Source organism: Homoserinimonas sp. A520 (assembly GCF_054489245.1).
Genome location: NZ_JBTMWX010000001.1, coordinates 1 through 15276 on the forward strand (window position 1 = coordinate 1; position 15276 = coordinate 15276).

Consider the following 15276-nt stretch of genomic DNA (forward strand, 5'->3'; position numbering starts at 1 on the left):
CAAGACCGAGACGGGCGAGAACAAGAACGCATCCCGCTCACCGAGTAGAACTCTGCCCCACAACGCGCGGGCCTCGACAGTCTTGGCGGGTTTCGACAATTCGACAAGCTCAGTACACCGCAAGCTCAACCAGCAGCGGCCGGGTTCCGATGAGCTCAACCAGCAGCGGCCGGGTATCGACGAGCTCAACCAGCGGAGCGCATTGACCCCGTTCAACACGGCGGGTTTCGACAATTCGACAAGCTCAGTGCATCTCAAGCTCAACGGGCGAGAGGGAGGTACCTCAGAACTCCTCGTTCGTCTCCGGGTCCCCATCCCACAGGCGACCCGACTCGAGCGACGAGATCGACGCGATCTCGGCGTGCGACAGCTCGAACCCGAACACATCGAAGTTCTCCCGCTGCCGTTCCGGCGTCGAGGATTTCGGGATTGGCACCGCCCCCAACTGCACGTGCCACCTCAAGACCACCTGCGTCGGGGTGACCCCGTGCGCTTCCGCGATCGCGGTCACAACCGGCTCCTCCCGCACATCGTTACCGCGGGCGAGAGGGCTCCAGCTCTCGGTGACAATGTTGTGCCGAGCGTGGAACTCGCGAAGATGGCCCTGCGGGAAGCGGGGGTGCAGTTCGATCTGGTTGACCGCCGGAGTGACCCCGGTCTCATCAATGACCCGGGTCAGGAACGCCTCGGTGAAGTTGCTGACGCCCACCGAACGCACCAGCCCCTCCTCCCGCAGTTCGATCATCGCGCCAAACGTCTCCACATACTTGTCAACGCGGGGAAGCGGCCAGTGAATCAGGTACAGGTCGACGTAGTCCAGCCCCAGGTTCATCCGCGACTCCTCGAAACTGAGCAGCGTCTCGTCGAAACCGTGGTGACGTCCGGGCAGCTTCGTGGTGACAAAGATCTCCTCGCGAGGGATACCCGAACGCCTGACAGCCTCCCCCACCTCGTGCTCGTTCTCGTAGTTGAGCGCAGTGTCGAGCAGGCGGTAACCGGTCTCCAGCGCCGAAACGATCGCGTCGATCCCCTCATCGCCGCGCAGCTTGTAGGAGCCGAAACCGAGGGCCGGCAGCTGGTGTCCGTCGTTGAGCGTCTTCATCGGGATCATGCTTCAATCCTGCCCCGCATTGCGATGCAAACACACCATCTTGACGCAGGCTGAACAAGTGTTTAGTATTCTGAACATGCGTTCAATACCGGCAGCGGATGCGACCACCCGGTCGCGAATCCGGGATGCCGCCATCGAGCTATTCGGCCACAACGGCTACACTCCCACGAGCATCCGCGCCATCGCCGTTCAGACCCAGGTGAGTCCCGGACTGGTCATCCACCACTTCGGGTCCAAAGAGAACCTCCGTCAGGAGTGTGACCAGCACGTGGTCACCGAGATCTTCGGACGCACCACCGACCTCGACCCCGACCAGAGCAGCGACGCGCTGGCCTCCACCATGCAGCGCTGGCTCGCCGACGTCGACACCCACCGGGTCACACTCGACTACCTGACGCGGATGTTGACCGACGGTTCCGCGCTCGGCGACCAGCTATTCGACCTGCTCGTCGACCGTACCGAGAAGATGATCGGCGACGAAGTGGAACTCGGGCGGATGCACGCCAGCAGTGACCCTCGCATGACCGCGGTGCTCGTCGCCAGTCAGAGCCTCGTGCCGCTCCTCCTCGAGCGCCACATCGGCCGGGTGCTCGGCGCTGAGGGACAACCCAGGCAGGTCATCAAGCGGATGACCGTCCCCACCCTCGAGCTCTACACTCACGGCCTCTACACCGATGACACCTTCCTGAACGCCGCGCGTGCCGCATTCGACAGCACCGAAGACAACACAGAACAGGGGAACACGGCATGAGCCTCGCCATAGAGACAAGCCAACTGGCCAAGCACTACGGCAAGCATCCCGCCCTGTACGGGCTGGACCTGTCCGTCGAGGAGGGCACCGTGTTCGGTGTGATCGGGCCGAACGGCGCCGGGAAGACCACGACCATGCGGTTGCTGCTCGACATCATCCGCCCGACCTCAGGGTCGGCGCAGGTACTCGGGAAGGACCCCCGGCGGGCCGGCCCCGCCATGCGTCGCCAGATCGGCTTCCTTCCCGGCGAACTGCGGCTGGAGGGACGCGTCACCGGTCGCCAGTTACTGCGCCACTACGCCGACATCAGCGGGCCGGTCGCACCACGGGCGGTGGACGCGCTGGCCGACCGCCTCGGCCTCGACCTCGGCCGCCAGGTGCGCACCCTGTCGAAAGGCAACAAACAGAAGCTGGGCCTGGTGCAGGCGTTCATGCATCGACCCAAGCTGCTGATCCTCGACGAACCGACCAGCGGGCTCGACCCGCTGGTGCAGCAAGAGTTCCTGGCCATGCTGCGGGAGGCACGCGCCGAGGGCCAAACCGTGTTCCTCAGTTCGCACGTGCTCAGCGAGATCCAGCAGGCGGCAGACACCGTGGCAATCCTCCGCGCCGGGCGGGTTGTCAGCGTCAGCGACGTCGAATCACTGCGATTGACCGCCATCCGCCGGGTGAGGGTGGGGGTGGTGGATGCCACGGCGCAAGCCGTGCACGCCGCCATCGCCCCGCTCGCCGGAGTAACCGACCTGCGGGTGACGAACGGTGACGGAGCCAGGGTCAGCGCCACCATCGAGGGCGACATCGACCCGTTCATCAAGGCGGTCGCCCGTTTCCACGTTAACGACCTCGTGGTCGAGGAACCGGACCTGGAGGAGTCGGTCCTGCGCCTGTACGGGCCGACGGAAGAGGAGTCCGGCAATGAGTAGCCTCCCCCTGTTCCGGCGCACCCTGGCCGACACGTGGCGTTCGCTGATCGCCTGGAGCCTCGGCGTCGTCGCGGCCATCATGCTGTACCTGCCGCTGTTCCCCTCCCTCGGGGGCAACCCGGACATGCAGGAGCTGCTGAACAGCCTTCCTCCAGAGCTGGTGAACGCGCTCGGTTACGACCAGATCTCCACCGGTTCCGGCTATGCGCAGTCCACCTTTTATGGGCTGATCGGCTTTGTGCTGCTGACCATAGCCGCGACGTCCTGGGGCACCGCCGCTGTCGCCGGAGACGAAGAGACCGGCTCCCTTGAGTTGACCCTCGCCCATGGCGTCAGCCGAACCCAGGTGGTCCTTGAACGCAGTGCCGCCCTGGTCATCCGCCTGGCGTGGCTCGGCGTGCTGAGCGCCCTGCTCGTGATTGCGATGAACGAAACGGCACAACTGGACATCTTGCCTGTGAACGCTTTCGCCGGCGCCGCAGCAATCGTGGGGCTCACCCTGCTCTCCGGAACGACCGCCGTCGCCGTCGGTGCCCTGACCGGGCGGCGCCTGTACGCCACAGCCGCCGGCGCCGGCATTGCGGTGCTCGGCTACGCCATCAACGCTGTGGCGAACCAGAGCGAAGAACTTGAGGCGCTGCATACCTGGTCGCCCTACCACTGGGCATTCGGCGAATCCCCCCTGGCCAATGGCGCCGACTGGGGCGGGCTGGCCTTGCTGTACGGTCTGGCCGCAGTGCTGGTCCTGATTGCCGTGGTGGCGCTGAATCGCCGGGACTTGAAGAGCTAGGCGGTCAGCCCGAGGTCATCCATCCGGCGGGTGTGTGCTGCGATGAGTTCGGTGAAGACCGGCTCGAGGCGGGCCTCATCCGGGTGCTGGTCCTCGGGAACGGCCAGCGCCGACCGAGCGATGAGCAGCGTGTCGCCGACCAGCCTCCGCCCCCACAACGCCAGGCGGGACGCGAGTCGCGGGTTGGTGGCAGTCGAAGCACTCAACTGCTCCACGATGATGCGGCTACCCTCATTGCCGGACAGAAGGGTGCGGATGCGCGTGGCCGGGCCATCCGGAAGCCCCTCGGCCAGCGCGATGAAGAAGTCGTCCAGGATGCCGGCGGTCACGTAGCTGGTGACCAGCCCCTCGTACCAGTCACCACCCTGCGTCGCCTGCTGGAAGCTCTCGATGCGCGGCGCGAAGGGCTCCAGGTAGCCGGCGGCGGTTCCCCCGGCGACTTCGATCTCGGTGACCAGTCCCTCGTACTTCTCCAGCGACAGGGAGGCCACCCTGGCCAGCGCGGTCTTGTTCTCCAACGTGGGCGCCGAAGCGATGAGTCCGGTCAGGTTCTCGAAATTGAGGAGCTGCAGGCAGGTCGCCTGGCCCAGGTAACGCGAGAGCACCGGGGTGAGTTCGGCCAGCGCCACCCGGTTTACTCCCACCGCAGTTGCCGCTGCCGCACGCGGTTTCAGCTTGGGTGCAACGACCGCTTTTCTGGGCCGACCGAATAGCTTGAACACGTGCACTAGCGTAGCGGGGCAGGCCCGTACCCCTTTAATGTCGGCTCATTCAGGTACTTCGACTAAACTGGCCGCAACGCCTCCCATTTCTGGTGGAGGCTTCTACGCCCCAGGTGAAAGCGGGCGTACTCGCTGTTAGACAGGGCACAATCACTTTGACTTTTTCAGAAACCACCATTCCCGCCGACCTGCCGCTGGACGAACCGGTCGAATCCAGCTCCTTCTCCGACCTGGGGATCGAACAGGACATGGTCGACGCATTGGCGACCAAGGGCATCCTTTCGCCGTTCCCGATCCAGACTCAGACCATTCCGATGGGGCTCGCCGGGCAGGACATCATCGGCCAGGCGAAGACCGGAACCGGCAAGACGCTCGGGTTCGGTCTCCCCCTCCTCCAGTCCCTCGGGCTGAACCCCGAACCGGGCGTGAAGGCGCTCGTCGTCGTTCCGACCCGTGAGCTGTGCGTGCAGGTTGCGGAAGACCTCGTCCTCGCCGCATCCAACCGTGGCACCCAGGTCGCGGCCATCTACGGCGGCAAGGCGTACGAGGGCCAGGTTGAGCAGCTCAAGGCCGGCGCCCAGGTGGTCGTCGGCACCCCGGGTCGTCTTCTTGACCTCGCCAGCCAGCGGATGCTGTCGCTGAAAGACGTGAAGGTCATGGTTCTCGACGAGGCCGACAAGATGCTCGACCTCGGGTTCCTCTCCGACATCGAGAAGCTGTTCGCCCAAACCTCCCCGACCCGCCACACCATGCTGTTCTCGGCCACCATGCCCGGGCCGATCGTGGCCCTCGCGCGCCGCTTCATGAACAAGCCGATCCACATCCGCGCCACCGACCCCAATGAGGGCCTGACGCAGGCGAACATCAAGCACGTCATCTACCGCGCCCACAACATGGACAAGGACGAGATCATCGCCCGCATCCTGCAGGCCGAGGGCCGAGGCAAGACCGTGGTCTTCACCCGCACCAAGCGCGCCGCCGCCAAGCTGGTGGAGGAGCTCAATGACCGCGGCTTCAACGCCGCCGCCGTGCATGGTGACCTCAACCAGGAGCAGCGCGAGCGCGCCATGGCCGCTTTCAAGGCCGGCAAGAAAGACATCCTGATCGCAACGGATGTCGCGGCCCGCGGTATCGACGTCAACGACGTCACCCACGTGATCAACCACACCATTCCGGATGACCACGACACCTACCTGCACCGCGCAGGCCGCACCGGTCGCGCCGGGAAGACCGGCATCGCGGTCACCTTCGTCGACTGGGACGACCTGCACAAGTGGGTCCAGATCAACAAGGCGCTCGACTTCGGCCAGCCGGAGCCGGTGGAGACCTACTCGTCGTCACCGCACCTCTTCACCGACCTGGACATCCCGGAAGGAACCAAGGGCCGCCTCAAGACGGCCGGGCCAGCGCGCGAGCGCGAGCCGCGTTCTGCCACGGCTGGTGTGTCCCGCGGCGGACGCGACAGCAACCGCGGTGGACGTCCGGAGGCCGGACGTCCAGAGGGCGGCCGCTCAGAGGGTGGCCGTCAGCGCAGCCGCACCCGCACCGGGTCGGCGGATGCGCCCCGCTCGGAAGGCGGAGAGCGTCCTGAGGGCTCGGGCACCCACGACGGAGCCGGCCCCGCGCGCCGTCGCCGCAACCGTACCCGCCGCCCGAGCACCGGAAACACGCCGCCACCACCAGCCGCGTAACCGATTGACCCGACCATGAAACGCCGCCGCGAGCCCATCTACACCGCTGCGATTGTGGCCGGGCGCGCGCTGTTCGGCTTCTGGCGCGTCAAGCGCGTGGTGACCGGAGCGGAGAACATTCCTGCCTCCGGCGGGGCGGTCGTCGCCATGACGCATTTCGGCTACCTCGACTTCGCGTTGGTCGAGTGGGCGACCTGGCTGCACAACAAGCGTCGCATCCGCTTCATGGCGAAGAAGAGCGTGTTCGACAAGCCGGTCGTCGGTTGGTTGATGCGGGGAATGCGGCACATCCCGGTCGACATGAAGGCGGGCGCTGACGCGTACCGAGCAGCAGTCGACGCGTTGCGTTCCGGCGAGCTGATCGGGGTCTTCCCGGAGGCCGGAGTGAGCGCATCCTTCTCCGTCCGCGACCTGAAATCGGGGGCGGTCCGCCTCGCTGCTGAAGCCGGCGTCCCGATCGTTCCGGTCGCCATCTGGGGTGGCCACCGGCTGATGACGAAGAACCGCAAGATTCGGTTCGGCGAGCGGTTCGGCATGCCGGTCAGCTTCGCGTTCGGCGGGGCCATCCGCGTGGAGCCTGGGGCGGATGTCCGCGAGGCCACCAGCGTGCTCAGGGATGGACTGCAGCACCTGACCGACGAGTGCCAGCGCGCCTACCCGGTCGACGGCACCGGCCAGTGGTGGCAGCCTCGGGACCTCGGCGGCACAGCGCCGACCCCGGCCGAGGCTGCAGCGGCGGACGCCGAGCGTGACCGCCGGCGCGACGCCGAGCGCTAGCAGGTTGCGTCTGGGAATGGACGGCTTGCTCCTCAGCTCAGACATTGAACGATTGGTGCAGCCGAAAAGCGTGGCTGCACCAATCGTTCAAAACTCGACACCCCGCAACCCATCCACACCCAGCCGCCCGTGGACTACCTACGAGGCGAACGGCTGCGAACCGGTGCCCTCGGCGATGATCTGCTCCAGCACCTCGGGCGATGTGGTGTTCTCGCCGAGCACGTTCGGCTTGCCTGCGCCGTGGTAGTCGCTCGATCCGGTAACGGCCAGGCCGAACCGGTCGGCCAGTTGCCGCAGCCGCTTCTTGCCGTCCTCGGTGTTCTCGCGATGCTCGATCTCCAGGCCGAACAGCCCGGCGTCCACCAGCTGGGACAGGCGTCCCTCTGGGATCACCCCTGAACGCCCGTGCGTTGCCGGGTGGGCGAGCACCGGCACGCCACCGGCTGCCCGCACCAGCTTGACAGCCGTCAGCGGGTCGGGTGCGTAGTGCGGTTCGAAGTACCCAGTGCTCGGGTGCAGGATGCTCGCGAACGCGGCGCTCCGCGTCGGCACGTGCCCCTTGGCCACCAGGGCATCCGCAATGTGCGGCCGCCCGACGGTCGCCCCATTCGCTGTCTGGGCGAGCACGTCCTCCCAGGTGAGGTCGTAGTCGGCTGCGATCCGCCCCACGATGCTCTCCGCCCGGGACAGCCTGGCCGCGCGAATCCGCGCCGTCTCCGCAATCAGGTCGGCGTTCATCGGGTCGAGCAGGTAGGCGAGCAGGTGAACGCTCTGCCAGCCGTACCGGGTGCTGAGCTCCATCCCGGGAATCACCGTGAGACCGGTTCCGGATGCTTCCGCCGCCGCCTCGTGCCATCCCGCCGTCGAGTCGTGATCGGTGATCGCTATCGTGCCGAGCCCCGCCGCGAGAGCGGCCCGCACCAATTGCGCGGGCGTTTCCGTTCCGTCCGACACACTCGAGTGAGTGTGAAGGTCGATTGCTCCAGGCATGATGCAACTCTAGGCGGAAGCTCGGGGGCTCACCGGTTAGGGTTGCTAGGCCATGATTCGTCGTCTCCTTGCCGCAGTGTTCATCCTCGGTGTGGCTGCGGTGCTGCTCGTGGCGGCCTGGCCCCAACTACTCGGGCTGCAGCGAACACCGCTGGTCGCGCATGCCGTCTCGTTTCGCGCCATGGCGTCCTGTGTGGCAATAGGGTTTCTGCTTCTTGTGGTGGTGGGCGCGACACTCGGCCGCGGGTTCCGCAGTATGGCGGCATCCCTGGCGGTGATGTTGATCGCGTTCGTGCTGGTCAACGCCGCGGTGCTCTCCACGCGGGGCTTCGGAGGAGACCAGCCGGTGAGCGGCCAGGCTTCCGACAGCGCGGAGCTCACCGTGCTGTCCTGGAACACGCTCGGTCCGGCTACCACCCCTGAGGTCATTGCGGAACTTGCACTCGACACCGGGGCCGACGTCGTGGTGCTGCCCGAGACGATCCTCGAGAACGCGACCCAAGTGGCCGTGCTGATGCGAGAGGGAGGTAGCCCGATGTGGGCACACACACTCGCCTACGACCAGATCTCCCCCGCCCGGTCCACGTCGGTGCTCACCAGTGCTGCCCTGGGCGAATACGACTACGACAGCCTCGCCGAGACCACTGCCGTGCTGCCAACGGTCGTCGCAACTCCCCGCGACGGCAACGGCCCCACCATCGTGGCCGTTCACGCGGTCGCACCCCTGGTCGAACAGTTCGACAATTGGCGGACCGACCTCGAACTGCTTGCCGGGTTCTGCAGCGGTCCCAACGTGATCATGGCCGGCGACTTCAACGCCACCATCGACCACATGACCGGCCTCGGCGCCGAACCGGGCAAGACGTTGGGCGAGTGCACGGATGCTGCCATGGTCACCGGCAATGGCGCCCTGGGAACGTGGCCGACCCGGTTGCCCGCCATCCTGGGCGCGCCGATCGATCACGTGATGGCAACATCCGATTGGACCGTGAGCGGCATGGAGGTCATCCAGTCGCTGGATGACAACGGCAGCGACCACCGGCCGGTGGTGGCCCAGCTGACCAGGCGGGACTAGCTTTCGGTTCAGCCGGCGTCGCGGAACTGCTGGATGAGCATCCGCGCCATGGCTTTCGCACGCGCATGCACATTTCTGGCCAGCCCCATCCGCTCGTACTGCCGGCGAGAAAGAGGAGTGGAACATTGCCCAGCGATCAGGGGGACAATAGAGGCATGTCTTCCACCGACCTCCCCACCGAAGCTCCCCGCGCCACCTCGAACCGGTCCACCACCCCGGCGTCCGAGCAGTTCAAGGACTACATCGGATCGAATTGGGCCGAGCGAACGGACGTCGTCCCCGAGACCCGTGAACACGCCCGGTTTGCGGTCGACCGGCGGGCAAAGCTGTCCGCGCTTCACACCGGCCAGCGGTTGATCATCCCGGCCGGCTCGGCGAAGGTGCGCTCCAACGACACCGATTACCCGTTCCGCGCGCACTCCGGCTTCGCCCACCTCACCGGCTGGGGCTCGGACTCCGAGCCAGGTGCGGTGCTCGTGATGGAGCCGAGCGCCGATGGCCACGAGGCGACGGTGTACTTCCGCGAGCGCGCCGGTCGCGACTCGGAGGAGTTCTACGCCAACCCGGAGATCGGTGAGTTCTGGATCGGAGCCCGCCCGTCGCTCGCTCAGGTGGCCGGCGACCTGGGCCTGGCCACCCGGGGGGTCGCAGAGCTGGAGAGCGTACTTTCCTCCACCGATCTGAACACGCTCATCGTGCGCGACGCCGACCGCAACGTGACCGAGCAGGTCGACAGCGCTCGCCTCATCGCCAGCGACAGGGAAACCACTTCCTTCGACGACCACGCCGGCGATGCCGAGCTCAGCCGCAACCTCTCCGAGCTCCGTCTCGTCAAGGACACCTACGAGATCGAGCAGATGCGGCGGGCGGTGGATGCCACGAAGAAGGGCTTCGACGACGTCATCGCCGACCGGCCGGCCATCGTCGCGCATCCGCGGGGTGAGCGACTCGTTGAGGGCACCTTCAACCGGCGAGCACGCGCCGACGGCAACACGGTCGGCTACGACACGATTGCGGCGAGCGGGCCGAACGCCTGCGTGCTGCACTGGACCCGCAACGACGGACCGGTGCGTGACGGTGACATGATCCTGCTCGACGCCGGCATCGAACTCGACAGCTACTACACCGCAGACATCACCCGCACACTGCCCATCAGCGGAACCTTCACCCCGATCCAGCGGAAGATCTACGAGGCCGTGCTGGAGGCGGCGGATGCGGCGTTCGCGATCGTGCGTCCTGGCATCCGGTTCCGCGAAGTGCACGCTGAGGCGATGCGGGTCATCGCGGAGAAGACAGCCGAGTGGGGCATCCTGCCGGTGTCGGCCGAGGAGTCGCTCAAGCCGGACAACCAGTACCACCGCCGCTACATGGTGCACGGTACCAGCCACCACCTCGGCATCGACGTGCACGACTGCGCCCAGGCGCGTCGCGAGTTGTACATCGACGGGGTGGTCGAAGAGGGAATGGTGTTCACCATCGAGCCAGGGCTGTACTTCCAGCCCGACGACCTGACCGTGCCGGAGGAGTACCGCGGCATCGGTGTGCGCATCGAAGACGACATCCTGGTGGCGGCGGATGGCGCCGAGAACCTGTCGGTCGGCATTCCCCGCACCGCCGACGACGTGGAGGCCTGGCTGCGCTGACCGGTTCGCGCTTCTTGGCGGGTCGAGCCCCTAGGCGGGTCGAGCTTGTCGAGCGTTGTACTGAGCCTGTCGAAGTGACCAGGCGAGCTTGTCGAGCCTCGGCCCAAGGACCAGCACCGATCGGCGGTGTCGGAAGGGAGCGAGCGCTGCGTTCACGGCAGCAGCGTGAAGCCGCTCTGCGCGGCAGCAGTTCGCAATTGGTCGTCGAAAGCGGCAAATACTGAGCACTCGGGATCAGCGTCTCTGGCTGCGTGCGCGCTCGCGAGTTGCACCGCGTCGTAAGCGCGCAACCCAGTGCTGGCCAGCAGTCGGGTTGCACCAACGATGATGTCACTGGTGACGGCTACCGGGAGAAGCACTGTGCCGGTCAAGGCGTGTCCGGCGAAGTCTCCCTCGAACAGGCGCACAAGGGTGCCGACCGACCCGAGTGACAGTTCTCCCATTCGATGTTTACGCCAGAAGGCGGCGCACACTTCGACTCGCGCGATCTCGGAGACAGCGAACACTGTGCGGGCTCGGATGGTCTCCGAACCTTCTTCGTCGGCGTATAGCTTCACCAGCGCCGACGAGTCGGCGTAGACACTCACCGGCGATCGTGCGAGACCAGGTCGGAGAGTGCAGTACCCGAGCCGGCCTCCTTACGGGCGGCTTCGACCTCCGCGGCGCTGGGAACAACCTGGTCCCAGTGCATTGGCACGACGAGTAGCCCGGCGCGCTCCAACCGCCCCCGCAGGCGGACCTCCTCAGGATCCACAGCGTCGGGAGACGTAGCGACCTCGAGAACCTGCGTGATGAAATCGTTCATGCTGCGCTTTTGGGCGGCAGCCGTCTTCTGCACCCGCTCCACAAGTGCATCCGCTGCTCGCCAACTGACCTGACCCATGCAAGCATGCTAGCACTCATGCTAGCGCTTCAGTAAACTCAGAGCTTGCGGCGGCCCAGTGTTTGCGGCGGCTCAGTGTTCGTGCGGCACGAGCTTGAACGCCTGCCTGCCGTGCGTGTACGACGACCCTGCGCCGATAGCCGACGCGACCCAGATGGCCTCGGCGACCTCCTTCTCGGTCGCGCCAGCCTTCACCGCGGCCTTGGTGTGCGCTTCGATGCAGTACGGGCACTGCATGGAGATCGAGACGGACACGGCCATCAGCTCGCGGTACTTCTTGGGGATTTCGCGCCCATCCTCCGCGAACACCGCGCCGCTGAAGTCGGTGTATGCCTTGAGCAGGTCCGGGCTGGCCGTCTTGTAGTTGCGCATGTATTGGCGGTCGGATGGTTCGATGTTGTCGCTCATCGTTGCTCCTTCAGTTGAAGCACAGCCGCCCCGGTGGCGGCCGGCTACTCGGTGGGCGCCGGGCGGGCCAGCAGTTCCTGCGCCCGCACCAGCTGGCCCGGATCGATGATGATCTGATAGTTGCTGGCCAGCACCTGGTGGATCGAGGTGAAGTCCCGGCGACGACGGCTCATCGTGTAGCTGACGATGCCGAAGATCATTCCGAAACCGGCACCGATCAGCACCGCAGCCCCGACGAACGCGAGGGAGTTCGGGTTGCTGGTGAACAGGAACAGGATGAGCCCGAAGAAGAGGCCGAACCAGGCGCCGCTGGCGGCACCCGCCCCTGCCGCGCGTGCATAGGTCAGCTTGCCGGTGACCCGTTCGACCGTCTTCAGGTCGTTGCCGACGATCGCCAGCTGCTTGACCGGGAACTCGGCCTTCGACAACCGGTCGACGACCGCCTGCGCCTCGAGGTAGGTGTCGTAGGTTCCCAGCACCTCACCCTTGGGGAGGCTCGGAAATACCTGACCACGACGCGAAAAAGGACTCTGGTTGCTCACCAGGCCATTCTCCCATGCGGCGGCTAGGGTTGTTAGTGTGAGCGCGACCAGAGTCTTCGTCGCCCGCTTGGCCGGGTGCTCCGTTTTCGACCCCGCCGGCGACAAGGTCGGCCGGGTACGCGATGTCCTGGTCGTCTACCGCGCCAAACAGTCGCCTCGCGTTGTCGGATTGATCGTCGAGGTTTCCGGTCGCCGCCACGTGTTCCTGTCCATCGGACGGGTCACCAGCATCGGCTCAGGCCAGATCATCACGACCGGCCTGATCAACCTGCGCCGTTTCGAGCAGCGCGGCGGCGAGGTGCGCGTGATCGCGGAGGTTCTCGGCCGCAAGGTGAGCCTGGTCGACGGCTCCGGCACGGCCACCATCGAGGACGTCGCCATCGAGCAGAACGGCCCTGGCGAGTGGCAGGTGTCCGAGCTGTTCCTCCGCCGGCCCAAGACCAGCGCCTCCCCCTTCGCGAAAGGCCACACCATGTTCGCCCGGTGGGCATCCGTTCGGGAGGACACCGCAGGTGGCGAGGCCCAGTCGGCCGCCCAACTGCTGGCCACCTACGAAGACCTGCTTCCCGCCGACCTCGCCAACACCCTGCTCGACCTGCCGGAACAGCGGATGCTGGAGGTCGCAGAAGAGCTGAGCGACGAGCGCCTGGCCGACGTCCTGGAGGAGATGCCCGAAATCGAGCAGGTGGGCATCCTGAACCAGCTCGAAGACGACCGCGCCGCCGACGTGCTCGACCAGATGCAGCCGGATGACGCGGCCGACCTGATCGCCCAGCTTTCCCAGGAGCGCCGGGAGGCCCTGCTCGAGCTGATGCAGCCCAAAGAGGCCGAAGACGTGCGGATGCTGCTGCTCTACGAGCCGGACACCGCCGGCGGCCTGATGACCACCGACCCGATCATCGTCTCCGCCGACGCGACGGTGGCCGAGGGCCTCGCCCTGATCCGCCGCCACGAGACCGCGCCGGCGCTGGGCGCCGCTATCTGCGTCACCCTCCCGCCGTACGAGCCACCGACCGGCCGATTCCTCGGCATGGTGCATTTCCAGCGGATGCTGCGGTACCCGCCGAACGAACGCCTGGGCACGCTGCTCGACCTCAAGCTCGAACCGGTCCAGGATGACGCCTCAGCGGCCGAGGTCGCGCGCATCCTCGCCACCTACGACCTGGTGTCCGTCCCGGTCGTCGACGAGAACCACCGACTGGTCGGGGTGGTGACAATTGACGATGTCCTCGATTATCTGCTGCCGGACGACTGGCGAAGTCACGACGATGAACCCGGCGTTGTGACGGTTTCAGCCGACACCCGCCCGCAGCCGATAATCATCCCCACCGGAAGGAGGAACGTCAGTGGCACGCCGAACTGAACGAGGACTGGATTCGCCCAAGGGCCTGAGGACGTCGTTCGTCCCGTTCCTCGGTGGGCGCAAGGACCGCATGGGCCGCTTCTCGGAGGCGTTCGCCCGCGGGATGGGCACGCCGTGGTTCCTGGTCGGCATGACCCTGTTCTGCGTCGCCTGGCTGACCTACAACACGTGGGCGCCCGAAGAGGCGCAGTTCGACCCGCGCGCGCTCAACTACACGCTGCTCACCCTCATCCTGTCGCTTCAGGCGTCGTATGCGGCCCCGATGATCCTGCTCGCGCAGAACCGGCAGGACGACCGCGACCGGGTGCAGATCGAACAGGATCGCCAGCGTGCCGAACGCAACCTGAACGACACCGAGTACCTGGCCCGCGAGGTGGTGGCGCTGCGCCTGGCGATGAAGGATGTCGCCAGCAAGGACTTCATCCGCGCTGAACTTCGGGCACTGCTCGAAGAGCTGAACAGGGATGACGCCGACAAGGACCCTGATCGGGTTGACTGACCAGGATCTACCCACGCTCATCCACCGCGCCCTCACCCGCGTCATCGACCCGGAGATCCGCAAGCCGATCACCGACCTCGACATGGTGGGCTCCATCGCGGTCGGCGCAGACGGCGCCGCCACGGTGGGTATCAAGCTGACGATCATCGGATGCCCCGCGGCGGACACCATCGAACGTGACGTCCTGGGTGCGGTCGCCGGCGTGCCCGGCGTCACGAGCACCGCGGTCGACGTGACCATCATGACCAAGGAGGAGCGCCGCGCCCTCACCGAGAAGCTCCGCGGCACCGGCCGGGTGATGCAGTTCGGGCCGGACTCGCTCACCCACGTGTTCACGGTCACCAGCGGCAAGGGTGGTGTCGGCAAGTCCACCCTCACCGCCAACCTGGCGGTCGCGCTGGCGGCGCGGGGCCTGAAGGTCGGACTCATCGACGCTGATGTCTTCGGGTTCTCGATTCCGGGCATCCTGGGCATACCGGATGCGAAGCCCACCCGGGTGGGCGAGATGATCCTGCCGCCGATCGCCCACGAGGTGAAGGTGATCTCGATCGGCATGTTCGTGGAGGAGCGCACGGCGGTGTCGTGGCGCGGGCCGATGCTGCACCGCACCATCGAGCAGTTCCTGACCGATGTGTACTTCGGCGACCTCGACGTGCTGCTGCTCGACCTGCCTCCCGGCACCGGGGACGTGGCGATCTCGGTCGGCCAGCTGCTGCCGCAGGCCGAGGTCATCGTGGTGACGACACCGCAGGCGGCCGCCGCGGAGGTCGCCGAACGAAGCGGGCTGGTCGCCCGGCAGACTGGCCAGCAGGTGCTCGGCATCGTGGAGAACATGGCCGGACTGGTTCAGGATGACGGCACGGTGCTCGACCTGTTCGGCACCGGCGGCGGCGAGGAGGTTGCCAGGCGGCTCGGGGTTCCGGTACTCGGTTCGGTTCCCCTGAGCGTCGCGTTACGCGAGGGCGGCGACTCCGGACGGCCGGTCGTGCTCGAGCGGCCCACGGATGCTGCGGCTGTCGCCATCGACGCGATCGCCGCCCAGCTGGCCACCCGCGGTCGGGGCCTGGCCGGGCGCAAGCTGCCGCTCACGCTGCGGTGATCAGGCCCG

General features: G+C 66.5%; 17 protein-coding genes. 10 read left to right on the forward strand and 7 right to left on the reverse strand.

Going from position 1 to position 15276, the window contains the following annotated elements; all coding sequences use genetic code 11:
- Positions 1-283: 283 nt before the first annotated feature.
- Complete coding sequence (locus ACX3PH_RS00005) at positions 284-1111, reverse strand: aldo/keto reductase (RefSeq protein WP_459088089.1); 828 nt, start codon at positions 1109-1111, stop codon at positions 284-286.
- A 76-nt stretch (positions 1112-1187) separates the two neighbouring features.
- Between ACX3PH_RS00005 and ACX3PH_RS00010 the strand changes: the two genes are divergently transcribed.
- Genes ACX3PH_RS00010 through ACX3PH_RS00020 form a run of 3 tightly spaced genes read left to right on the forward strand, consistent with a single transcriptional unit; the run spans position 1188 to position 3575 of the window.
- Positions 1188-1862 (forward strand): TetR family transcriptional regulator, encoded by a 675-nt coding sequence (locus ACX3PH_RS00010; RefSeq protein WP_459088091.1) that lies wholly within the window; start codon positions 1188-1190, stop codon positions 1860-1862.
- Complete coding sequence (locus ACX3PH_RS00015; protein WP_459088093.1) at positions 1859-2785, forward strand: ABC transporter ATP-binding protein; 927 nt, start codon at positions 1859-1861, stop codon at positions 2783-2785. The genes ACX3PH_RS00010 and ACX3PH_RS00015 overlap by 4 nt, the downstream gene beginning before the upstream one ends.
- Complete coding sequence (locus ACX3PH_RS00020; RefSeq protein WP_459088095.1) at positions 2778-3575, forward strand: ABC transporter permease subunit; 798 nt, start codon at positions 2778-2780, stop codon at positions 3573-3575. Before ACX3PH_RS00015 ends, ACX3PH_RS00020 begins: the two co-directional genes overlap by 8 nt.
- Here ACX3PH_RS00020 and ACX3PH_RS00025 read toward each other — a convergent pair.
- Positions 3572-4297, reverse strand: coding sequence for a ferritin-like fold-containing protein (locus ACX3PH_RS00025; RefSeq protein ID WP_459088097.1), 726 nt, complete (start codon positions 4295-4297; stop codon positions 3572-3574). The two genes, ACX3PH_RS00020 and ACX3PH_RS00025, sit on opposite strands and share 4 nt — an antisense overlap.
- A 248-nt stretch (positions 4298-4545) precedes the next feature.
- On the opposite strand from ACX3PH_RS00025, the gene ACX3PH_RS00030 reads away from it, so the two are divergent.
- Together ACX3PH_RS00030 and ACX3PH_RS00035 are read left to right on the forward strand one after the other, a co-directional pair.
- A complete protein-coding gene (locus ACX3PH_RS00030; protein WP_459089796.1) occupies positions 4546-5988 on the forward strand; it encodes a DEAD/DEAH box helicase in 1443 nt (480 codons plus the stop codon).
- Between the two features lie 15 nt (positions 5989-6003).
- A complete protein-coding gene (locus tag ACX3PH_RS00035; RefSeq protein ID WP_459088099.1) occupies positions 6004-6765 on the forward strand; it encodes a lysophospholipid acyltransferase family protein in 762 nt (253 codons plus the stop codon).
- Positions 6766-6903: 138 nt separating this feature from the next.
- On the opposite strand, the gene ACX3PH_RS00040 is transcribed toward ACX3PH_RS00035, so the two are convergent.
- The gene (locus ACX3PH_RS00040) at positions 6904-7755 is read right to left on the reverse strand and encodes a PHP domain-containing protein (RefSeq protein WP_459088101.1); all 852 of its coding nucleotides are present in this window, start codon (positions 7753-7755) and stop codon (positions 6904-6906) included.
- Positions 7756-7807: 52 nt separating this feature from the next.
- Between ACX3PH_RS00040 and ACX3PH_RS00045 the strand changes: the two genes are divergently transcribed.
- Both ACX3PH_RS00045 and ACX3PH_RS00050 read left to right on the forward strand, forming a co-directional pair.
- The gene (locus ACX3PH_RS00045) at positions 7808-8830 is read left to right on the forward strand and encodes an endonuclease/exonuclease/phosphatase family protein (RefSeq protein ID WP_459088103.1); all 1023 of its coding nucleotides are present in this window, start codon (positions 7808-7810) and stop codon (positions 8828-8830) included.
- Between the two features lie 155 nt (positions 8831-8985).
- Complete coding sequence (locus tag ACX3PH_RS00050) at positions 8986-10473, forward strand: aminopeptidase P family protein (RefSeq protein ID WP_459088105.1); 1488 nt, start codon at positions 8986-8988, stop codon at positions 10471-10473.
- Positions 10474-10625: 152 nt separating this feature from the next.
- On the opposite strand, the gene ACX3PH_RS00055 is transcribed toward ACX3PH_RS00050, so the two are convergent.
- The 4 genes from ACX3PH_RS00055 to ACX3PH_RS00070 form a co-directional block, all read right to left on the reverse strand.
- Complete coding sequence (locus ACX3PH_RS00055; protein WP_459088107.1) at positions 10626-11060, reverse strand: type II toxin-antitoxin system VapC family toxin; 435 nt, start codon at positions 11058-11060, stop codon at positions 10626-10628.
- Positions 11057-11356, reverse strand: a complete 300-nt coding sequence (locus ACX3PH_RS00060) for a hypothetical protein (protein ID WP_459088109.1) — start codon at positions 11354-11356, stop codon at positions 11057-11059. Before ACX3PH_RS00060 ends, ACX3PH_RS00055 begins: the two co-directional genes overlap by 4 nt.
- Before the next feature lie 72 nt (positions 11357-11428).
- Entirely contained in the window at positions 11429-11764 is a 336-nt protein-coding gene (locus ACX3PH_RS00065; protein ID WP_459088111.1) for a carboxymuconolactone decarboxylase family protein, read from the reverse strand.
- A 44-nt stretch (positions 11765-11808) separates the two neighbouring features.
- Positions 11809-12306, reverse strand: coding sequence for a general stress protein (locus ACX3PH_RS00070; protein ID WP_459088113.1), 498 nt, complete (start codon positions 12304-12306; stop codon positions 11809-11811).
- Positions 12307-12343: 37 nt separating this feature from the next.
- Here ACX3PH_RS00070 and ACX3PH_RS00075 point away from each other — a divergent pair, with 37 nt between their 5' ends.
- Genes ACX3PH_RS00075 through ACX3PH_RS00085 form a run of 3 tightly spaced genes read left to right on the forward strand, consistent with a single transcriptional unit; the run spans position 12344 to position 15267 of the window.
- A complete protein-coding gene (locus ACX3PH_RS00075) occupies positions 12344-13669 on the forward strand; it encodes a magnesium transporter MgtE N-terminal domain-containing protein (protein ID WP_459088115.1) in 1326 nt (441 codons plus the stop codon).
- Positions 13653-14168 carry a DUF1003 domain-containing protein gene (locus ACX3PH_RS00080; RefSeq protein ID WP_459088117.1) on the forward strand — a complete coding sequence of 172 codons (516 nt, stop codon included), beginning with the start codon at positions 13653-13655 and terminating at the stop codon, positions 14166-14168. Before ACX3PH_RS00075 ends, ACX3PH_RS00080 begins: the two co-directional genes overlap by 17 nt.
- On the forward strand, positions 14134-15267 hold the full coding sequence (locus ACX3PH_RS00085) for an Mrp/NBP35 family ATP-binding protein (RefSeq protein WP_459088119.1): 1134 nt from the start codon (positions 14134-14136) through the stop codon (positions 15265-15267). The genes ACX3PH_RS00080 and ACX3PH_RS00085 overlap by 35 nt, the downstream gene beginning before the upstream one ends.
- Positions 15268-15276 lie beyond the last annotated feature (9 nt).